General features: G+C 59.5%; 19 protein-coding genes and 1 pseudogene. 14 read left to right on the top strand and 6 right to left on the bottom strand.

Translation table 11 applies throughout. The features are described 5' to 3' along the window. The first annotated feature begins 83 nt into the window (after positions 1-83). Entirely contained in the window at positions 84-1,547 is a 1,464-nt protein-coding gene (locus NYP16_RS12225; RefSeq protein WP_274944435.1) for a catalase, read from the top strand. On the opposite strand, the gene NYP16_RS12230 is transcribed toward NYP16_RS12225, so the two are convergent. Then, on the bottom strand, positions 1,548-2,420 hold the full coding sequence (locus NYP16_RS12230; RefSeq protein WP_274944436.1) for a pirin family protein: 873 nt from the start codon (positions 2,418-2,420) through the stop codon (positions 1,548-1,550). Positions 2,421-2,501: 81 nt separating this feature from the next. Continuing rightward, positions 2,502-3,335: an S-formylglutathione hydrolase gene (gene fghA, locus NYP16_RS12235; protein WP_274944437.1), complete on the bottom strand. Its 834-nt coding sequence runs from the start codon at positions 3,333-3,335 to the stop codon at positions 2,502-2,504. Between fghA and NYP16_RS12240 the strand changes: the two genes are divergently transcribed. The 6 genes from NYP16_RS12240 (at position 3,334) to NYP16_RS12265 (ending at position 10,135) form a co-directional block, all read left to right on the top strand. Continuing rightward, a complete protein-coding gene (locus tag NYP16_RS12240) occupies positions 3,334-3,786 on the top strand; it encodes a hypothetical protein (RefSeq protein WP_274944438.1) in 453 nt (150 codons plus the stop codon). The genes fghA and NYP16_RS12240 overlap by 2 nt on opposite strands. A 57-nt stretch (positions 3,787-3,843) precedes the next feature. Then, on the top strand, positions 3,844-5,274 hold the full coding sequence (locus NYP16_RS12245; RefSeq protein ID WP_274944439.1) for a TolC family protein: 1,431 nt from the start codon (positions 3,844-3,846) through the stop codon (positions 5,272-5,274). A gap of 50 nt (positions 5,275-5,324) precedes the next feature. Continuing rightward, entirely contained in the window at positions 5,325-6,560 is a 1,236-nt protein-coding gene (locus NYP16_RS12250; RefSeq protein WP_346742528.1) for a multicopper oxidase family protein, read from the top strand. Between the two features lie 18 nt (positions 6,561-6,578). Continuing rightward, the gene (locus tag NYP16_RS12255; protein WP_274944441.1) at positions 6,579-6,875 is read left to right on the top strand and encodes a hypothetical protein; all 297 of its coding nucleotides are present in this window, start codon (positions 6,579-6,581) and stop codon (positions 6,873-6,875) included. A 399-nt stretch (positions 6,876-7,274) separates the two neighbouring features. Beyond that, positions 7,275-8,819 carry a sigma-54 dependent transcriptional regulator gene (locus NYP16_RS12260; protein ID WP_274944442.1) on the top strand — a complete coding sequence of 515 codons (1,545 nt, stop codon included), beginning with the start codon at positions 7,275-7,277 and terminating at the stop codon, positions 8,817-8,819. After that, positions 8,819-10,135: a transporter gene (locus NYP16_RS12265; RefSeq protein ID WP_274944443.1), complete on the top strand. Its 1,317-nt coding sequence runs from the start codon at positions 8,819-8,821 to the stop codon at positions 10,133-10,135. The genes NYP16_RS12260 and NYP16_RS12265 overlap by 1 nt, the downstream gene beginning before the upstream one ends. A gap of 127 nt (positions 10,136-10,262) precedes the next feature. Here NYP16_RS12265 and NYP16_RS12270 read toward each other — a convergent pair whose 3' ends face one another. The 4 genes from NYP16_RS12270 to NYP16_RS12285 all read right to left on the bottom strand — a co-directional run bounded on the left by NYP16_RS12270 (position 10,263) and on the right by NYP16_RS12285 (position 14,220). After that, positions 10,263-11,282: a hypothetical protein gene (locus NYP16_RS12270; RefSeq protein ID WP_274944444.1), complete on the bottom strand. Its 1,020-nt coding sequence runs from the start codon at positions 11,280-11,282 to the stop codon at positions 10,263-10,265. Between the two features lie 10 nt (positions 11,283-11,292). Continuing rightward, positions 11,293-11,982: a C39 family peptidase gene (locus tag NYP16_RS12275; RefSeq protein ID WP_274944445.1), complete on the bottom strand. Its 690-nt coding sequence runs from the start codon at positions 11,980-11,982 to the stop codon at positions 11,293-11,295. Between the two features lie 155 nt (positions 11,983-12,137). Beyond that, on the bottom strand, positions 12,138-12,530 hold the full coding sequence (locus tag NYP16_RS12280; RefSeq protein ID WP_274944446.1) for a hypothetical protein: 393 nt from the start codon (positions 12,528-12,530) through the stop codon (positions 12,138-12,140). An 82-nt stretch (positions 12,531-12,612) separates the two neighbouring features. Further along, positions 12,613-14,220 (bottom strand): hypothetical protein, encoded by a 1,608-nt coding sequence (locus NYP16_RS12285; RefSeq protein WP_274944447.1) that lies wholly within the window; start codon positions 14,218-14,220, stop codon positions 12,613-12,615. A gap of 430 nt (positions 14,221-14,650) precedes the next feature. On the opposite strand from NYP16_RS12285, the gene NYP16_RS12290 reads away from it, so the two are divergent. The 7 genes and pseudogenes from NYP16_RS12290 to NYP16_RS12320 all read left to right on the top strand — a co-directional run bounded on the left by NYP16_RS12290 (position 14,651) and on the right by NYP16_RS12320 (position 21,023). Next, the gene (locus tag NYP16_RS12290; RefSeq protein WP_274944448.1) at positions 14,651-15,763 is read left to right on the top strand and encodes a CaiB/BaiF CoA transferase family protein; all 1,113 of its coding nucleotides are present in this window, start codon (positions 14,651-14,653) and stop codon (positions 15,761-15,763) included. Between the two features lie 103 nt (positions 15,764-15,866). Next, on the top strand, positions 15,867-16,316 hold the full coding sequence (locus NYP16_RS12295) for an acyl-CoA thioesterase (RefSeq protein WP_274944449.1): 450 nt from the start codon (positions 15,867-15,869) through the stop codon (positions 16,314-16,316). A 37-nt stretch (positions 16,317-16,353) separates the two neighbouring features. Next, positions 16,354-17,529 carry an acyl-CoA dehydrogenase gene (locus NYP16_RS12300; protein ID WP_274944450.1) on the top strand — a complete coding sequence of 392 codons (1,176 nt, stop codon included), beginning with the start codon at positions 16,354-16,356 and terminating at the stop codon, positions 17,527-17,529. A 103-nt stretch (positions 17,530-17,632) separates the two neighbouring features. After that, on the top strand, positions 17,633-18,391 hold the full coding sequence (gene modA / locus NYP16_RS12305; RefSeq protein ID WP_274944451.1) for a molybdate ABC transporter substrate-binding protein: 759 nt from the start codon (positions 17,633-17,635) through the stop codon (positions 18,389-18,391). Beyond that, positions 18,388-19,098, top strand: coding sequence for a molybdate ABC transporter permease subunit (gene modB / locus NYP16_RS12310; protein WP_274944452.1), 711 nt, complete (start codon positions 18,388-18,390; stop codon positions 19,096-19,098). Before modA ends, modB begins: the two co-directional genes overlap by 4 nt. Next, positions 19,095-19,715 (top strand): annotated as a pseudogene (gene modC, locus NYP16_RS12315) (molybdenum ABC transporter ATP-binding protein); the annotation flags it as partial. The gene modB and the pseudogene modC, both read left to right, overlap by 4 nt. Positions 19,716-19,769: 54 nt before the next feature. Then, complete coding sequence (locus NYP16_RS12320) at positions 19,770-21,023, top strand: PQQ-dependent sugar dehydrogenase (RefSeq protein WP_274944454.1); 1,254 nt, start codon at positions 19,770-19,772, stop codon at positions 21,021-21,023. Positions 21,024-21,130: the final 107 nt, after the last annotated feature.

Here is a 21,130-nt window from a genome sequence, read left to right on the forward strand (position 1 = left end):
GCGTTGGGCCCTATGATTATACGCGCTATACTTGGCCGCCATCAGGCGAGAAATGTGAGTTTCCATTAGATAAGGGGATTTTCATGGGACAGGACACAGGCTCAAAACGTCAGACCCTGACCACATCCAGCGGCATTGCGGTGGGTGACAATCAGAACAGCCTCACGGCCGGACCACGCGGTCCCTTGTTGGTGCAGGACTGGCAGTTGTTTGAAAAACACGCCCATTTCAACCGTGAACGCATCCCCGAGCGCATTGTGCATGCCAAGGGGTCCGCAGCCTATGGAACGCTGACCATCACCAATGATATTAGCAAATACACCAAGGCCTCACTGTTTTCTCATGTGGGAAAACAGACCGAGATGCTGGCGCGGTTTTCGACTGTTGCGGGCGAACGCGGTGCGGCCGATGCCGAACGCGACGTGCGCGGCTTTGCGCTTAAATTCTATACCGAGGAAGGCAATTGGGATCTGGTCGGCAACAATACGCCGGTGTTTTTCGTGCGCGATCCCTACAAGTTTTCGGATTTCATACGCACTCAGAAACGCGACCCGAAAACCAATATGCGGAGCGCCACGGCAAGATGGGATTTCTGGTCCCTGAGCCCGGAAAGCCTGCATCAGGTGACCATTCTGTTTTCGGATCGCGGGTTGCCGAAATCCTACCGCACCATGCATGGCTTCGGCTCGCATACCTATAGCTTCATCAATGCGGACAATGAGCGGCATTGGGTCAAGTTCCATTTCAAGAGCCTGCAAGGCATCGCAAACCTGACCAATGCCGAAGCTGCAAAGCTTGTGGGTGATGATCGGGAAAGCCATCAGCGCGATCTTTTCGACGCGATCGAAAACAAGAATTTCCCGCGCTGGCGCGTCTGCGTGCAGATCATGAGCGAAGCCCAGGCCGAGCAAACCTCCTATAATCCGTTCGATCTGACGAAGGTCTGGCCGCATAAGGAGTTTCCGCTGATCGAGGTCGGGATGATGGAGCTCAACCGCAATCCGGAAAATTATTTTGCCGAGGTCGAGCAGTCATCCTTTTCGCCCGCCAATGTGGTGCCGGGCATCAGCCACAGCCCGGACAAGATGTTGCAGCTGCGGATTTTCTCCTATGCCGACGCGCATCGTTATCGGCTTGGCGTCAATTACGAAAGCCTGCCGGTGAACAAGCCGCGCTGTCCGGTGAATACCTATCATCGCGATGGAGCCATGCGCTTCGATGACAATTACGGCGGGGCGGTCAATTACGAACCGAACAGCTTCGGCGGTCCGGTGGAGGATCCGCGCGTGGTTGAACCGCCGTTCAAGCTGAACGGCGACGCTGCGCGCTACAATCATCGGGACGGTAATGAGGATTACAGTCAGGCGGGCGACTTGTTCCGGCTGATGAGTGATGCTCAGAAAGCCGTGCTTATGGATAACATTGCCGGTGATATTCACGGGGTTGCTGAAGTTATCCAGCGCCGGCAGATTGCCCATTTCAGCAAGGCCGATCCGGCTTATGGCGCCGGTGTGGCCGAGCGGCTGGGCTTGAGCTTGTCTGCGTAATCAGCCTTCCGGCAGGGGGATGAATTCCGTATCCCCGATGACGCGATCGAAGCGGCCCTGTTTCCAGTCTTCCTTGGCCGCTTCGATGAGATCCTGACGGCTTGAGACGAAATTCCACCAGATATGGCGCGGCCCATCCATGGCCGCGCCGCCAAGCAGCACAAGCCGCACGGCCTCAAGCGCTGTGATGACGATCTCGGCGCCGGGCTTGAACACCAGCAATTGTCCGGGCGTAAAACGATCGCCCCCGATCTCGACCGCGCCGGAGACGAGATAGGCGGCGCGTTCCTCATACCCGCTTTCGACCTGAAGCCGTGCGCCCTCGATCATGCGGATATCGCCGTAAAACAGTTCGGACTGGGTGACGACCGGAGAGGTCTTGCCGTAAAGCGTCCCGGCCAGCACGCGGGTATGGAGCCCGTCGCCGGTGAGTTCCGGAAACTGGTCGGCGGCATAATGGGTGAAGGACGGGTCCATGGTCTCGCGCGTCACGGGCAGGGCGACCCAAAGCTGCAAACCGAAAAGCCGTTGTTTGTGGCAGCGATTTTCCGTGCTCGAACGTTCGGAATGGGCAATGCCCTTGCCAGCCGTCATCCAGTTGACCGCGCCCGGGGTGATCGGCTGCACCGAGCCAAGGCTGTCGCGATGCAGGATTTCCCCTTCGAACATATAGGTGACGGTTTCAAGGCCGATATGCGGATGGGGCCGCACATCGATTCCCTGGCCGGGTGAAAAATCCACCGGCCCCATTTGATCGAGAAAAACAAATGGCCCCACCATGCGCCGTTTGACCGATGGCAGAACGCGCTGGACGGAAAACCCGCCGAGATCGCGGGCGCGGCCGACAATGATCGTTTCGATGGCGGGGACCATTTCTAGCTTCCTTCTCTGTTGGGTCAGGAAATTATAGCCGAATTTTCCATCTTTTCCCGCTCAAAGACGCGGCTTTTCTGGTCAAAGACGCTGGGCGTGGAACTCCAGATGATCATCCATGAAGGTGGAGATGAAATAATAGGAATGATCATACCCCTCCTGCAGGCGGAGCGTGACCTTCTGCCCGGCCTCTGCGGCGGCTTGGGTGAAGAGATGGGGCTGCAATTGCGGCTCAAGGAAATTGTCGGCGCTGCCCTGATCGATCAGGATGTCGTCGAAGGCTCCGCGTCCGACGCCGTCAGCCAGAAGGCAACAGGCATCATGGGCGCGCCAGCGGCTCTGGTCAGGGCCGAGATAGGCGGCAAGCGCCTTTTCACCCCACGGCACGGTGGAGGGGCTGACGATGGGGGCGAAGGCCGAGACCGACCGATAAAGATCCGGATTGCGGAGCGCGAGGGTCAATGCGCCATGGCCGCCCATGGAATGGCCGCTGATGCCTTGACGCTTGCGGTCGCCGGGGAACTGCGCGAACAGGATGTCCTGCAGATCGCGGGTGATGTAGCTGTACATGTTGAAATGCGGGGCCCAGGGGGCCTCGGTCGCGTCCACATAGAACCCGGCACCCTGGCCGAGATCATAGGCGGCGTCGTTCGCAACCCCATCGCCGCGCGGGCTGGTGTCCGGAGCCACGATCATCAGGCCGAGTTCAGCCGCCTTTTTATAGGCTCCGGCCTTGACGGTGAAATTTTCCTCGGTGCAGGTCAGGCCCGACAGAAAGGTCAGAACCGGGAAGGGGCCGGGGCCTGCGGGCGTGAACACCGAAAACCGCATGCCGGTGCCGGTGGCGGCGGACGGGTGACGGCAGATTTTGAGACTGCCGCCAAAGCACATATGGGTTTCAAGGGTCTCAAACATGGGGGCGGTCTCCTTTGCTCAGGGAATTGGTTGGGTCGGTAAGCTACTGCAGAATGCGCGGGGAGGGCTTGTGTTTTTTGGTCTTTGTCTTGCCCCTTATACCCTCTCGGGGTATATTTCCGCCATGTTGATCCGCTTGCTCGCATTTTGTCTGATGATTGTCTTCGCCGTTCCGGCGGGGGCCCATGAGTGCGAGTCCAGTCCGGTGGCCGATCAAAGCGACTGCCATGAGAGCGCGGCGCCAACGGTCAAGCAAAGCCTCTCGGTCAAGCAAAGCCCCGGGGCCTGCGGTTGCGCCCTGCATCAGACCTGGGCCGCGCCCGACGGGATGGTGGCGCTGGTTCTTAAGCGGGTCGACGTCCTGAGCCGGGAAGCCATCCCGCCCATGCCGGTCCTGCGCGGGCTTGGCGCGGTGCCGCTGTCGCCGCCACCTGACCTCATCATCTCCTGACGTGATCGCTTTTGTCATGATGTGAGGTGCGTCCTGCGCCGTTCACGGAGATGTTCCATGAAGACCCTGATTCTGCGGCGGAGCGCCCTCGCGGCTCTACCGCTTTTGTTGTCGGCCTGCGCGAGCCTGCCCCCTGATGGTGGCCGTGCCGATCTCGGCCAGCTTTTGTCCGCGCGCGGTGAAATGCTGCCGGAAGATAAGGCTGAAGCTGAAATTGCGGCGCTGGTGGCGTCCAAGATGGCGACCCCGCTGTCGGCGGCGGAGGCTGTGGCCATTGCTTATCTGCAAAACCCGCGCCTCCGGGCGGCTTATGCCCGGCTCGGGCTTGCGGCGGCGGATGTTTATGATGCCGGGCGGCTGAGCAACCCGCGCCTGTCGGTCGAAATTCTGTTCGGCAGTCATCTTTCGGGTGACGAGCTGACGTTTGGACTGTCGCAAAGCTTTACGGATTTGTTGTTTCTAGGCAAGCGGTCCAAAATCGCCGGGGCTGCCTATGCCAGCGCCACGGCGGCGGCGGCGCAGGATATTCTGGATGTGGCGGCCGAGGTGCAGACGGCCTATGTGCGACTGGTGGCGGCGCAGCAGACAGCGCTCATGCGGGCGAAAATCGCCGATGCGGCGCGGGTCGGGTCGGAACTGGCCGGACGGTTTCACGATGCCGGGAACATCAATCGTCTGACGCTTGCGATCGAGCAGGCGGCGGCGTCAGAGGCCCGGCTCGCAAGCCTTGCCGCCGAAGCCGAGGCGCAAGCGGCGCGCGATGATCTCAATCGTTTGATGGGCTTCCGTGCGGCGGCATCCTGGACGGTTACGGCCGAACTGCAATTGCCGGATGCTGCGGATGCGCCCTTGGACGGGATCATTGCCGGGGCGCTCGACGCCCGGCTGGATCTGGTGGCGCGGCGCGAGGGCATTCGGGCACGGGTGGTGGCGCTTGGGCTTAGCCGCGATCTCCGCTGGCTCAATGGGGCCGACATCAGCGCCGCGCATCAACGTGAGGACGGCGACCGCCAGCGCAGCGGCCCGGCGCTTAGTGTGGAGCTGCCGATTTTTAATTCTGGCAAGGGGAGGGTGGCGCGGGCGCGGGCGGAGCTGCAACGGGCGGCGTCCGATCTTGCCGACGCCGAACTTGCAGTGCTCAACAGTCTACGGGCCGGGGCTGCGCGGCTCACGGCGGCGCGGGCGCGGGCCGAGGAATATGGCGCGACCCTGGTCCCGTTGCGGGCGGCGATTGTCGCCCGTATGCAGGAGGAAGTGAATTTCATGTTGCGTGGGCCGTTCGACCTCCTGCGTGCCCGGAACGATGAATATGAGGCGAGCGATCGCTATATGGCGGCGCTTGGCGACTATTGGATCGCGCGGGTGGATCTTGCCCGACTGGCTGGCGGGCGCCTGCCGGATGTGGCGGCGGAAACGCCAGCCTCAGACATACCTGCAGCGATGGATCACGATATGCAGCACCATATGGACCATGGAGATCACCAATGACCTCACGGCGTAATTTTCTTGAGCTGACCGGAATTGGTGCCTTGTCAGCAATGCTTGCGGGAAAAGCGGCGGCGGCGCCGGCTTTGCCGCCGGTCCGGGCTCTGGGCCATGTGCCGGTGCGGACGTTGAACGGCTGGACCCTGCCTCATAAGCTGAAGGATGGGGTCAAGGAATTTCACCTGGTGGCGGAAGAGGTCGATCACGAATTCGCACCCGGCTCGCGGGCCAAATGCTGGGGCTATAACGGCTCCACCCCCGGGCCGACCATCGAAGCCGTCGAAGGTGACCGGGTGCGCATCTATGTCACCAACCGTCTGCCCGAGGCGACCACGGTGCATTGGCATGGTCTGATCCTGCCAAGCGGCATGGATGGCGTCGGCGGCGTCAGTCAGCCGCATATCGGGCCGGGCGAAACCTTTGTCTATGAATTCACTCTGCGTCAGCATGGTACCCATATGTATCATCCCCATGCCGATGAAATGGTGCAGGTGGCGTCAGGCATGATGGGGCTTTTCATCATTCACCCGAAGGATGGGGAGGCGGTTGCGATCGATCGTGATTATGCTTTTCTGTTGCATAACTGGGCGCTCCATCCGGGGACCTATCGGCCCGATCCCTCGGTGATGACGGAGTTTGATCTCTGGACCTTCAACAGCAAGGTGTTCCCGGCCATTGACAGTCTGGTCGCGCGCACGGGGGAGCGGGTGCGCATCCGTGTCGGGAATCTTTCCATGTGGAATCATCCGATTCATCTGCATGGCGTGGAATATGAGGTCACGGGCTCCGACGGCGGACGCTGGCCGCGCGCGCAATGGCGGCGCGAGGTGACGGAAATCGTCGGAGTCGGGCAGGCGCGGGATATCGAATTCACCGCCGTGCCGGGTGATTGGGCGCTTCATTGCCACATGTCCCATCACACCATGAATGCCATGGGGCATGGTATTCCGAACACGGTCGGCGTCGATCAGACGGGAGTTGCCGATGCCTTCCGTCAGCATGTGCCGGGCTATATGGCCATGGGTAAAAACGGCATGTCCGAGCATCAGACACATGTGGATATGGGGCATATGCCCGGCCCGGAAAACACGCTGGCGATGATGACGGGCAAGGGCCCCCATGGAAATATCGAGATGGGAGGCATGTTTACACTGGTCAAAGTACGGGACGATCTGGCCCCCGGCGATTACCGGGATCCTGGCTGGTATCGCAATCCGCCGGGCACTATGGCGCGTCGGGTCAGTCGCGATCCGGATTTTGGCAAGCCGGTGCGTCGTCGGCAAGTCTGACCATATGAGCGAAGTCTTGTGATCAGGATGCAGTTTTGCTACAGTCTGAGTGCGGATGAGTCACAATCCTGCGACGGAGGTGAGGCGGTTTGCTTCTCCTCCGGCATCCTGACCAAGGCGCAGGATGCCGGAGCCTCTAGCGTTTTTGTTGCAAGTTTTTGTGCCGGTTGCACGATCCTCCTCCACAGGCTGCCAAGTCTCAGCACGCTGAATATGTCGGTGTTCTTTACAGATTCATCTTTTGCGCCGAGGACTGTTTTTTGCATTATTCAGGCCGATGAAGGGGTTGCCTTTTTTGGCCTTTTATTTGCATGATTCAGTGGTTGTGTCCCTTAGGAGAGAGGGTTCCTTTGGTCTCCGGTGACGACCAGCAAGTTGCTTAGCAGGTAGCGTCTTTTTTCAGTTCAAATTGTCACACTTTACATGCACCGTGCAGTGGATGCGACTTCTGGCCCTGTTGTCTTACGGCATTTTTCTGACTGGATATGTGGTCAGGGGGGCTTGATGCGGATAGATATCCGCGGGCTGATCCACAACAGAACGGTGAAACTGATCCGCGGGAAATGTCTCTGTGCATTTCCCGAGTCCAGATCTGTTGTTTTCAATCATCAGGGATCCGGGCTGGATTACGGGCATCGACACTGTTGAGATCTGCGCGGGCGTTCTGATCATGGCCTCTGGCCATGAAAAAGCCTTACAGATGAGAAAACTCGCATGTCACAACTTCCTCTGGCACCTCATGGTAATTACGTAGATTCGGCGGTCATTTTTAATGACAGGCCGGTCAAGGTCGAGAGCACGGTTTTTGAAAAATTTCCGGGCACTATTGCTGTGCGCGGTCCGTGCGAGGTGCTGCTGGCGTCGCTGCAGGATGGGCCGCAGTATGATAGGCTGATCGCCACATTGAGGCGGTCCAACGTGACGGTTCATCTTTGTCATGGCATGCGGGATATTCAGCAGACGCTGAAAAGTCATGACTGTTCGGCGCTGCTCATCGATGCGATTTCGGATGATCAGGATCTGGCCATTACCGAAGATGATATCGGTCACCTGCTGTCACAGAATGCTTATCTGCGTTTGATTGCGCTCATACCTTCGGGGGCGATTCTGGCCCCGCAATTGCAGGAATTTCTGCGTCTTGGTTGGCTCTATGATTTTCATACGGCACCCCTTGATGTGCGGCGGCTTTTATATTGCCTTGGCCATCTTCATGGCCTTGTGCAGATGGAACGCAAATATGCGACCTTTCAGAAAGCCACCAGGGCCGGATATGGCCGCATCATCGGCACCTCGCCGCGCATGCAGAAAATTTATGAAAGCATCTGGCGCATCAGCAAGGTCGATACCCCTGTTTTGCTGACCGGCGAAAGCGGCACCGGCAAGGAATTGATTGCCCACACCCTGCATGATCGCTCCAAATATACCGCGGGCCGCTTTGTCGCCGTCAATTGCGCGGCGCTGCCGCCGAACCTGATCGCGTCGGAATTGTTCGGTCATGAGCAGGGGGCCTTCACCGGAGCCGGTCGCATGAAGCGCGGACTGGTGGAGGAGGCTCATAACGGCACGCTGTTTCTTGATGAAATCGGCGATATGCCGCTTGAGCTGCAACCGCATTTTCTGCGTTTTCTGCAGGATGGAAGTTTCAAGCGGGTCGGTGGCACCGCCTCGCTCAAGATCCGCATGCGGTTGATCGCCGCCACCAATGTTGATTTGAAAGAGGCCATGCGACGCGGTCAGTTCCGCGAGGATCTCTATTACCGGCTCAATGTTCTGGCGATCGAAGTGCCGCCTCTGCGGGAGCGTGAGAATGATATTGAAATTCTTGCCGAATATTTTCTGCAGAAATTCAGCCTTGAATATAACCGGCCGAAGATGCGCTTTTCCAACAAGACGATCATGGCCTTGGTGCAGAATAACTGGTCCGGGAATGTGCGTGAACTGATGAGCGCGGTCAGCCGTGCGGTGGTGATGACTCCTGGAACATTGATCAAACCCGAAGACCTTGGGCTTGTCGCAGGCCGCGCGCTTTCGGGCGGAGCAGCGGATGACGGTGAACCCGCGCCCGACATGACGCTGTTCGAAGCGCGCGATGCGTTTGATCGTCAGTTCATCGCCGCAAGCATTCAGAGCAACCAGAAAAATATACTCCGCACGGCGCGCGCGCTTGGCGTGTCACGGGTGGCGCTCTATCGGCTGATGAAGCGCCACGGGCTCAGCAAACAGGATGTCAGTATGAGTGAGCAGGGAGGAGAGATGTGATGCGGTTGCGGTCGTTTTTGTGCGCAACAACGGTATGTGTGGCAGTGGCAGGATATGCGGAGCTCGGGGAAGCCCAGGAAAACACGGCGGACAGCATGGCGGTCCTGAAGAAAAAGGTCGAGGATCAGTCGCTTTTGTTGCAAAATCAGGCGCGTGAGCTTGAACTGCAGCGGCGTGAACTTGACGAACAGCGTCGCCAGCTGCAAGAAATTCTACGCCAGCAGGCTGAGGGCAAACCGCCCACCCCATCGCAACCGCAGAAAGCGACAGCGGAAACAGCGCCCGCTCCTACGCCGACGCCCAGCAGGGCATCTGCCGATGCGTCGGAGCCGCCCGCGGATGCGGCCACGCGCCCGAAGGAAAAAGAAAACCGGCCGGAACAGCAGATCGCCATCATTTCCGATCAGGGCGGGGTGCTGACGCCCAAAGGCACGATCACCATCGAGCCGACCCTGTCAGCCTCGCATAGTTCCTCGAACCGGTTCTTTTTTCAGGGCGTTGAAATCGTCGATGCGGTGCTGATCGGCACCATCGAGGCGACCGAGGCGCGGACCAATATCATCACGCCGCAGATCGCGCTGCGTTACGGCTTGACACGAAGGCTTGAAATTTCGGCCAAGGTGCCTTTCGTGGTGTCGAGCAACCGCGTTGAATCGACGATCATCAGCGAGCAACCGGATACGGTCGGCAAGCCCAGCTATCTGCAAAATCTGAGCGGGCGCAGTCTGGGTGATATCGAATTCGGCATGCAGTATCAGTTCAATTCCGGACGCGACGGCTGGCCGTTCATTGTCGGCAATCTCAGGGCCAAAAGCACGACCGGACGCGGACCCTTTAGTGTTTCTCGGGACCATATCGGTCTGGAAACTCAATTGCCGACAGGGTCGGGATTTTGGAGTGTGGAACCGAGCGTGACCATGATCCTGCAATCGGACCCAGCGGTGCTGTTCACCAATCTGTCCTATATCTGGAACATGCAAAAGGATGTTGGGTTTACCCTGGGCGGCACACATATCGGCAAGGTCGATCCGGGCGATGTGATTTCGGGCAGCGTTGGCATCGGATTCGCGCTCAATGACAAGCTGTCGATGAGTTTCGGCTATCAGCATAATTATATTTTCGGCACCAAAAGCCGCATCAATGAGCTGCCGATCCGCTCCCATGATTTTCAGGTCGGCTCGCTTTTGTTCGGAGTGTCGCTTGCTGTGGCCCCGGCGACATCGGTCAGTCTGAGCGTTGCCGTAGGCGTGACCGAGGAATCGCCAGATATTGAAGTCACCCTGCGGGTGCCCTTCTCGTTCTCACTCGGAAATTAGGATGGAAATAGCTTCAGTCAAGGCAGTAGCAGCGTCAGGGGAGAGAAGGGACCTCTGCCCCTGACGCCGCTACACCACTCCCGAGGAGGGTGGTGGGGCGTTTCGCTTGCCGTCATGCAACACAAGATCAGCGCAGGCCGAGCAAGCCGATTTGTTGCGACATCGAACTCACCATGCGATTGAGTGTGGATGCGGTCTGCAGGGCGGTAAAATTATCGATGGTCATGTTCATCGACACCGACTGCCGGATCGACACATTGTTCATGCTGTTGGTGATGATCGATGTATGGCCGTTCGTCGTGTCATGGATCACTTGCGCCATGTTTCCGCCGATGGACGGGATGGTCAATTGGTTGCCGTCTTTTGCGAGAGCCGATGTTTCTACAGTGCGTGTTCCGCTTGCCGCATCGCTGCTTGCGATGAGGGAGATGACCGGCGCTGTTGAGGTCGTGCCGGTCTGCGGCGTGGCTGGGGGCGTGCTGTCAGGGATGAAATCTGCAGCCAGAGCTTTTGCCCCCTGGTTGAGCGTGTCCATGGCTTGCGTCACGGCCGGATTGTTTTGCAGATTGCTGCTGGTGGTTTCTGACGCACCGTTTAAAATCTGGCTGGCACTGGTCACATCACCGATTTTGGTGGGTTTGATCGCGCCCGTGGCCACGGCGGCAGCGTTTTGAGCGGCCTCGACGGCGGCATGGGCGGCCGCGATCGCGGCATTGGCTGAATTGGCTGCGGCCTCCGTGATGGTTCTGACTTCCGTGCCTAGATTTTGCAGGACGCCGGGTTTGGCGACATTGAAATTGGTGGTGATGGTGGCAAAGCCGTCAATGGCGGTTTCAACCTTGACGCCCACATTGAGATTGATGTTGCCGAGATTGAAGCCGCCGCGCGCCTGATCGAGCGCTTCATCATTCATGGCGGCAAGATCGGCGAAAGCTGCAGGCGTGGTTGAGTCTCCTGATATAGCCGCGCTTGCGGGGGAAAATCCCTGGGGTGAATTCAAGGATCCGGACAGGCTGATCGTCAGCGCGAAGACGGAGGCCGATGTCACGAATTTCGACAATCCACGATGGCGCACGCCGAACGGCAATTCGGTCTGATGGAAGCTCATGCGCCTCTGGCCTTGGTCAAGATGGATATGGTTGGACATGAGCTGGCCCTCAGAAACCGTTGGAGACATGGATAAGCTGCAGGGAGAAATCGGCCAGGCTTTGTTGTTTCATAGCCAATGCCAAAGACGCGCGTTTGCGGACCCCCCAGTCTGCGGCAAGATTGAAATGCTGTTGCCCGGTCGTCTGATCGCTGCGCAAGATAAAGGCGATGCCGTTCCACATTTTCGTGAAATTGTCCGCCGGCATCACGCGGACGCCAAGGGCCGGATCGCCGATAACGACTTCGTCGCCGATGACGCCTTTGATCAGGACGAAATGTTTGTACCCATTGGTGTTGATCAGGGCTATGGCGGGCAGGGATGCCTGACGCAGCCGGTCAAGATTGACGCGATAACCGTCCGACTGAAAGCCGTGGCGTTCAAGGTAGCGCTTCATGTCGAGAAGCGAAAACCCATAGGCCTGGATCCGCGTCTGATCGCCATGATCATACATCTCCTTGAACACGGTCATTTCCGTCACCGGATAGTCGTAATGAAAGCTGAGGAGGGTGGCGAGCGCCGCCGACCCGCAGCTGAAATCAAATTGCTGGCGGATGACCGTCTGAAACTTGGCCTCCCGGAGGCTGATGACCTTGACGGAGGCCGCGCCGCCGATGAGGCCGTTCGGCAACAGAACCGTACCGGCTGCCGCCGATGAAAAAAGGGCGTTTCCGGTTAGCAGTCCGGAAACGCCGGTCATGAGAAGGAGCAAGGCCATAACCAGAGGCGCGATCAAGACGCGCTTCAGGGATAGGGCCCGCAAAAGGTCATGTGGGAGTGCGATTGAACGATCCGTCGTCCTGCGCATTATGTCACCTGCTCCCGTTTGTCTTCGGCCCGCAGAAAAGCGGCAGGTCATTTCAGAAAGATATTGATCTGCATACTGTTCTGAAAGCTGACATTGTTTCCGGAATTGAACATCAGGGAATTGATGCCACTCACGTCATTGAGTGAATTCGCTGAGATCTGCCCGGTCACAACATCACCGCTGACCGTGTTGCCATTTACCGTGCTTTTGTTCGACGCGATATTGAGGCCAAGATCGCCGAGAGATATGGCGCTTCCGCCGCGATTGTTGGCCAGAACATCATCATCCACGCGCGTCAGACCGGCGAGTGCGGAATGTGCGTCGAGGGGTTCGGTCGGGGCTTCGTCTGCGAGGCTTTGAGACAGCATCATAAGCGTGATGGCAACGGCAAGCGTTGCGGTTTTCGTCCAACCTGTCGGCCATGCGCGGATGGCGTTCATGGTTTTTCTCCGTCATCCCGTGCAGAGGTGAAAGATACGGGCGGCTCCTCGGGGGAGAGAGGCCGCCCGCGTATGCGAGAGACTACGGGGTTGCGGCAGCGGCCGCAGGCATATTCACCTTGGCTGCAAAGGACACTGCATTGTTCTGGCTGGCGACGCCTGTGTTCTGGTTCAGGCTGATCATGCCACGGGAATTGGTGACAGCGGTATTGTCGATGTTACCCGTGGTGATGTTGCCGCCCGGTGCGGACGAGGATGACGCTGCCGCAGCGGAATCAATCGCTGCCGCATCAGAGGAGCTGCTGGCATTGCCGGCAATCATCTGGTTATTTGTGGTGGTGCTGTCCAGCGTCTGCACACTCACGGCAAGGTCGCCCATGGTGAAGTTGTTGCTGTGATCATCAACACTGTTGTCGGTGCGGGTCGAAGAATACGACCTGTTGATGTTCGTGCTGGTGTTGGTCGTGGAGTTGTTGGTATCCGAATTGTCGACATTGGCGGTAGACCCGCCATTGGCGGCTGCGGAGCCTTTGGATTCGCTGACTTTGGCTTCGGAAGAGTTTGAATTGTCGGACTTGTCGACAACGGCTGTCGACCCGCCACTGGCTGCGGCAGAGCCATCGTCAGCGCGGGAACTGTTCCGCGATGAATTATCCGACTTGTCGATCGTGGCCGTTGAGCCGCCGCTTGCAGCAGCGCCGCCTTCTTCAGCCTTTACATTGGTTGAATTGTTCGACTTGTCGATCGTGGCCGTTGAGCCGCCATTAGCGGCCGCGCCACCTGCTTCAGCTTTCACATTTGTGGAGCTGTCGGTTCTGGTGTCAGTGTCGGTTTTGGTTACCGTGGTGGTCGAATTGTCGGATTTGTCGATGCTGGCGGTTGAGCCGCCACTGGCTGCGGCCGATCCTTCTTTGGCCTTCGCCGTGCTCGAATTATCGGACTTGTCGACCGTGGCATTTGATCCGCCACTGGCCGAAGCAGCTCCTTCTTCAGCCTTGGACCGGTTGCTGGTCGAATTGTCGGTGCTCGACTTGTCGATCATTGCCGTCGACCCACCGTTGGCGGCAGCGCCACCTTCTTCAGCTTTAGCCTGGCTGTTGGTGGAACTGTCGGTTCTGGTGTCCGTGTCGGTTTTGGTTACCGTGGTGGTTTTGCTGACGTTGGTGGTCGAATTGTCTGACTTGTCGACGGTAGAGGTCGAATTGTTGTTGGCTGAGGCCGATCCGTCGTCCGCCTTCGATTTGTTGTCGATGGAGGAGTCGCCGCTGGCGTTGTTGCCACCATCACCCGTGGTTGCGGTTTTGGTGTCATTTTTTGTATTGGTCAGGTTGAGATTGGCGGTTTCGGTTGAATTGTCCGTCTTGGTTACGGTCGTGTTTTCGGTTGAATTTTCGGTCTTTGTGATGGACGTGTTGTCTTTGACAACGCTGTTACCGCCGTCACCCGATAGGCTGCCGTCCGAGGCTGAGTTGGTGCCTGAAGTTTGGCCGCCGCTCGCCGAGGCATTGCCGCCGGTTGCGGTGTTTCTGCCACCGTCCTGTGCGGTTTGGGAGCCGTTGTCGGCTGAGACGTTGCTTGGGACGTCCTGTGCCATGGCGCCATAGCTGAGGCCGCAGGCAAGGATGGAAACGCTACCGAGTAATGTCCATTTAGTCACGAAAGCCTCCTCTTTAGTGGAGATGAATTTCAAGGTCCAATTAGCCAAAGCTCAATGAGCCCCTTTCAGTGATTTTGGCGGAATCAACAAGTCGCCATTTGGTAAAAAGGCAAAAGCCGTGCCAGTCGAGAGAGCGGGTCACAGGAAATTGATATCGCGTGAGATTTTTTAAGGCCTGCGTGAACAGGGCCGCGCACCCGGGGCAAAGCCCGGAAAAAGCGCTGGTGGCTGTATCCTTTGAGTTACAAAGCATTGAGATGACGTTTGATTGATGAACGCAGGGATGAGACGCTGAAGGTCTGCTCGCCGTAAAACCATGTGTGGTTGGGGCAAATGCTTTTGCCACTGAGATTCTCTTAAAATCTAGCCGGCAAATTCTGCAACCTTAGGGTTACAAATTTATCGGGCTGGGTTTTCGCCAAGCTTGTCTTTGATGAGACGTCAAAAGAAGGGACGACGGGGTATGGGACCACTTTCCGGGGTGCGGGTGCTTGAAATGGCGGGACTTGGGCCGGCGCCGCTTTGTTGCATGATTCTGGCCGATCTCGGTGCTGATGTGGTGCGCGTCGATCGTCCGCAGCATCTGGTGCAGTCGGTGCCCGGTGCGGATTTTCCCGAAGATCCGTTGTCGCGCGGAAGGCGATCGGTGGCGTTCGATCTGAAGACCTCCGTGGGACAGGCGGCGGTGCTCGGGCTCGCGACCCGGGCCGATGTGCTGATCGAAGGTTTCCGTCCCGGCGTCATGGAACGCCTCGGGCTTGGGCCGGATGACTGTGCGGCGGTCAATCCGCGTCTGGTTTATGGCCGCATGACCGGCTGGGGGCAGGACGGGCCGCTCGCGCCGCGTGCCGGGCATGACATCAATTATCTCGCCATGTCGGGGACGCTGCATGCGATCGGCCGCAAGGGCGAGGCGCCGGTGCTGCCGCTCAATCTTGTGGCCGACTATGGCGGCGGGGCCATGATGCTGGCCGTCGGCGTGCTGGCGGCGGTGATCGAGGCGCGGTCGTCGGGCCGGGGACAGGTGGTGGATGCTGCCATGGTCGACGGGGTGGCCCTGTTAAGCACGGTGTTCCATGGCCTCCTCCACACCGGGTTCTGGAAGGATGAGCGGGGCAGCAATCTGATCGACGGCGGCTGTTTCTTTTACGATGTCTATGAGACGGCCGACGGCGGCTATATGGCGGTCGGCGCGCTTGAAGCCAAATTCTTTGCCGAGCTTCTGATCAGGCTTGGGCTGGAGGCGGCGGAGTTCGCCGATCGTGATGACCCGGCAAGCTGGCCGCGCCACCGGGCCACCTTCACGGCCCTTTTCCGAAGCAAGTCGCGGGCTGAGTGGGAGCGGATTTTTGACGGCAGCGATGCCTGTGTCAGCCCGGTGCTCAGCCTGCGTGAGGCCCAAAGCCATCCGGCGAACCGTGCTCGCGGCATGTTTATCGACCGGCTCGGGGTGACTCAGCCCGCGCCCGCCCCGCGTTTCAGCCGTAGTGAGACCGGGATCACCCGTGATCCGCCTGAGGTCGCCGGGGCGGATCAGGCGGCGGTCTTTGCCGATTGGGGCGTGCCGCTGCCCTGAGGGATCATTTGTCCGAACTTTTCGGTTCCCGTAATATATTTTATGTTTAAACTAATTCTCACCTTCCTGTATAAGGAGGGAGACTCGATGCTGGGATCCAATGATGTCCGATGCTGTTGCGCCCGTAGGTACCAACCAAACCAAGGTCTTCCAGGCCCTGGTCAAGGTTCGCTTTGCCCATACGGACCCGGCGGGGATTATCTTCTACCCGCGGTATTTCGAGATGCTCAATCAGGTCATGGAAGACTGGTTCGCCGACGGGCTTGGCTACAGTTTTCGTGAGATGGTGATCGGTGACGACATGGGTGTGCCCGCGGTGCATGTGGAGGCGGACTTCACCAGCGCCAGCACGCTTGGGGATGACATCCTGTTTTCGCTTACGGTCGAACATCTCGGCCGCAGCTCCTGCCGGGTGCGGGTGACCGGGGTTGTGGATGGGATCGTCCGGGTCATTTTCCGTCTGACGGTGGTCTATGCCGCCATGAAGGACCGCAGTTCGACCGCATGGCCGGACGGGCTGCGTGCGCGCATGGCTGAATTTCTGGAACAATAATCACTTATATCGACAGGTTACGAGAGGACTGAAGCGAATGGCTAAGGCAGTGTTCAATTGGGAAGATCCGTTTGATCTTGAAGGTCTGTTGACCGAAGAAGAGCGGATGGTGCGGGATGCGGCGCGGGATTACTGCCAGGGGCAGTTGCTGCCGCGCGTGCTGGAAGCGCATCGTCATGAAGTCTTCGATCGCGACATCATGACCGAAATGGGGGCGCTCGGCCTTCTCGGCTCGACCATCGAGGGCTATGATTGCCCCGGCGTCAATTCGGTCAGCTATGGCCTGGTGGCGCGCGAAGTCGAGCGGGTCGATTCCGGCTATCGTTCGGCCATGTCGGTGCAGTCGTCGCTGGTGATGTATCCGATCTATGCTTATGGCACCGAGGAACAGCGCCAGAAATATCTGCCCAAGCTCGCGCGCGGCGAATGGGTCGGCTGCTTTGGCCTGACCGAGCCGGATCATGGCTCGGATCCGGGCGGCATGCGCACCCGCGCCCGCAAGGTTGATGGCGGCTGGATCCTTCATGGCTCCAAAATGTGGATCACCAATTCGCCGATTTCCGACGTGTTCGTGGTCTGGGCCAAGGACGACGCGGGCGTGATCAAGGGCTTCATCCTGGATAAGGGCATGAAGGGTCTGACCGCACCGAAGATCGAAGGCAAGTTCTCGCTCCGCGCTTCGATCACCGGCTCGATCTCCATGGACGAAGTGTTCGTGCCGGATGAAAATCTGCTGCCGAATGTGTCGGGCCTCAAGGGTCCGTTCGGTTGTCTCAACAATGCCCGTTTCGGCATTGCCTGGGGTGCGCTTGGTGCGGCGGAATTCTGCTGGCATGCGGCGCGTCAGTACACCATGGATCGCAAGCAGTTCGGCCGTCCGCTGGCGCAGAATCAGCTGATCCAGAAAAAGCTCGCCGACATGCAGACCGAGATCACCCTCGGGCTTCTTGGCTGCCTGCAGGCTGGTCGCATGAAGGACGCGGGCACGCTCGCGCCTGAGACGATTTCGATCATCAAGCGCAATTCCTGCGGCAAGTCGCTCGATATCGCCCGCGTCGCCCGCGATATGCATGGTGGCAACGGCATCGCCGACGAATATCATGTGATCCGCCATGTGATGAATCTTGAAGCCGTCAATACCTATGAAGGCACCCATGACGTGCATGCGCTGATCCTCGGCCGTGCTCAGACCGGACTGCAAGCCTTCTCGTAAGCTACGGCGATATATACGGCGGGATATAATATCCTGTTGCCATTCTGAACCCGCGCCCGGCATTATGGGCGCGGGTTTTATGGTATCTAAGGGGAGGCACAGGATGATCCGCCGGTTGTTGCTGCTCGTTGCACTTTTGGTTGTGCCGCTCTCGGCTTCGGCGGGGACGGTGACGGTTTTTGCCGCCGCGAGCCTGCGCGGATCGCTCGATGAGGTTGCGCGCGCCTTCGAAGCGCAGCAGAAAGCCACCAAAATCGTTATTTCCTACGCCGGAAGTTCGGCGCTGGCCCGCCAGATCGAGGCCGGGGCTCCGGCTGATGTCTTTATCTCGGCGGACGAGGACTGGATGGATTACCTCGCCGCGAAAAACCTGATTCAGCCGGATAGCCGCCGCGATCTTCTTGGCAACAGTCTGGTCCTGATCGCGCCCACGGCCTCGGCCAAGCCGGTCGAGATCAAGAAAGACTTCCCGCTCGCGAAGCTTCTCGGCAAGGACCGCCTCGCCATGGCCACCGTGGCCACGGTCCCGGCTGGGAAATATGGCAAAGCCGCCCTGCAGTCGCTTGGCGTCTGGTCGGCGGTCGAGGGTCAGGTGGCCGAAGCGGAAAATGTCCGTGCGGCGCTCGCCTTCGTGGCCCGGGGGGAGACTCCCTACGGCATTGTTTATGGCACCGATGCGTTGGCTGAACCTGGCGTGCGCGTGGTTGGCACCTTTCCGGCAAGCAGTCATCCGGCGATTCTCTATCCGGTGGCGCTGCTGCGGGACGCCGGCTCCCTTGGGGAGGCGACGGCGTTCCTTGGTTTCCTGAAAGGGACGGCGGCACGCAGCATATTTGCGAGTCACGGTTTCACCCTTCCATGATGACTCTCACGCCTGAGGAATGGACTGCGGTTCGGCTCAGTCTCAAGGTGGCGACGGTGGCGGCGCTGTGTTCGCTGCCGGTCGGGCTTGGGCTTGCGCTGCTGCTTGCGCGCGGGCGGTTCTGGGGGCGTGGCATTCTGGGGCTATTTGTGTATCTGCCGCTGGTGCTGCCGCCGGTGGTGACGGGCTATTTGCTGCTGGTGCTGTTCGGGCGGAACGGCGTGCTCGGGGCACCGCTTGCCGAGCATTTCGGCATCGTGTTCGCCTTCCGCTGGACCGGCGCGGCGCTGGCGGCGGCGATCATGGGGCTGCCATTGATGGTGCGCACCATGGTGTTATCGTTGCAGGCGGTGGATCATCGGCTGGAACAGGCGGCGTCCACGCTCGGGGCCGGGCGGTTGCGGGTGTTTGCGACCATCACCCTGCCGCTGGCCGCACCGGGTATTCTTGCAGGTACCATTCTGTCCTTTGCCAAGGCCTTTGGCGAATTCGGGGCCACGATCACTTTTGTCTCGGCCATTCCGGGGGTGAGCCAGACCTTGCCGGTGGCGATTTACGGTTACACCCAGATGCCCGGTGGTGATGCCGCCGTGTTGCGGCTGACGCTGGTGGCGGTGGTGATTTCCATGACCGCGCTCGGACTTTCCGAATGGCTCGCGCAACGGGTCACGCGCCAGATCGCCGGTCAGAACGCGAGGGCAGGATGATCCGGGTTGCGGTGCTGGAGCGGCGGGGCGACTTCACGTTGGATGCCGAATTTTCTTCGGCCGGGCGGGTCGTCGCTTTGGTCGGGGCGTCGGGCGCGGGCAAGACCACCATGGTCAATGTCATCGCCGGTCTGATCCGGCCGCTTCGCGGGCAGGTCGAGATCGATGGCGTGACCCTGCTCGATACCGAGGCGGGGATCTGTCTGCCGCCGCACCGGCGCGGCATTGGCTATGTCTTTCAGGACGGGCGGCTGTTTCCCCATCTGTCGGTGCGCGGCAATCTTGAATATGGCTGGCGTGAGGATGCGGCGCTTGCAACTCCGACTGAGGTGATCGGCCTGCTTGGGCTTGAACGTCTGTTGACCCGGGCCCCGCGAACCCTGTCGGGTGGGGAGGCGCAGCGGGTGGCCATTGGTCGGGCGCTTCTTGCCGGGACGCGCTTGCTGCTGATGGATGAGCCGCTGTCGTCGTTGGATGGCGCGCGCAAAGCGGAACTTTTGCCCTATATCGAGCGGCTCCGCGATCATGTGCGGGTGCCGATCATCTATGTCAGCCATGCCATGGATGAAGTAGAACGGCTGGCCGATCAGATCGTGCGGCTCGAAGCTGGACGGCTGGCCGTGCAACGGGCATAATCCAGCGCTTTACGGCTAGCGGCAAAAGGATTGTGAATGCAGCGCGCTATGTGGGGTCTGATCGCTGCGGTTTTGATCGCGGTCTTGGATGGCGGGGCGGCAAAGGCGCAGGATCTCAAGCTTCTGCCGGGGTGGAGCGCCACGGTCTTTGCACCCGGCGTGGGCAGTGCCCGGCATCTGGCGGTGGCTCCGAACGGGGACGTCTATGTGCGCTTGCGCACGGCCAAGGGTGGCGGCGGGGTCGTAGCGCTGCGGGACGAGTACGGCACCGGCGTTGCCAACCGCGAGGAACGCTTTGACAAGACCGGCGGCACCGGCATCACCATCTGGAACGGCTATCTCTATATCAGCTCGGACACTGCGGTTTATCGCTACCGCCTGACCGAAGGCAAGCTTGTGCCGGAGGGAGAGCCTGAAACCATCGTCAGCGGTTTCCCGGCCCAACGTGTCCATGCGTCAAAGCCGCTGGTGATCGACACTGCGGGCAATCTTTTTGTCACCATCGGCGCGCCGTCGAACGCCTGTCAGCTGAGTGATCGTCAGACCAGGGTCAAGGGGCAGCAGCCCTGCGTGCAACTGGCGGCTGCGGCCGGTGTCTGGCGCTTTAAGGCCGATCAGCCGGGGCAGACCTTTGAGAAAGACGGCGTGCGCTTTGCAACCGGCATCCGCAACGCCCTCGCTCTCGCCTGGAGCCGCATGGCTGGCGGCGTGTTTTCGGTGGTCCATGGTCGGGACCAGTTGAACACGCTGTGGCCTGAGTATTATTCGGCCCAGGACAATGCCGAGGTTCCGGCCGAGGAATTGATCCGGCTGCGCGATGGCGGTGATTACGGCTGGCCTTATAGTTATTTTGATGGCCGCCGCAAGGAACGCATGATTGCCCCGGAATATGGCGGCGATGGGCGCACTGCGGTCAAACCAGGCCGCTATGACGGCCCGCTTGCCGCCTATCCGGCCCATTGGGCGCCGAATGCCATCGCTTTTTATGAAACGCTGTCGGGACCGTTAAGTTATCGGGGCGGGTTGCTGATTGCGTTTCACGGCTCCTGGAACCGGGCGCCGTTGCCGCAGGCAGGCTATAAAGTGCTCTATCAAGCCATGAAGGCTGGTCTGCCGGACGGGGCGCCGCAGGTTTTCGCGGATGGTTTTGCGGGGAAACCGATTGTGCGCAATCCGGCCGAGGCGGTGGCACGGCCAACCGGGATCGCCGTTTCCAATGATGGGGCTGTGTATATCGCGGACAGTCAAAAGGGAAAAATCTGGAAATTGACGTATCAGGCGGAGAATTGATTGCCGCTTTTTGAAGCGGAGCCGTCTTAAGAGGGAATGCCCCGGTTCGTCCGGGGATTAAGCGACGTCGGGGGAGGAACGCGGCCAGAACCGTACTTCCAAATGAC

It is taken from the genome of Govania unica, assembly GCF_027920805.1.
GTDB lineage: Bacteria > Pseudomonadota > Alphaproteobacteria > Sphingomonadales > Govanellaceae > Govanella > Govanella unica.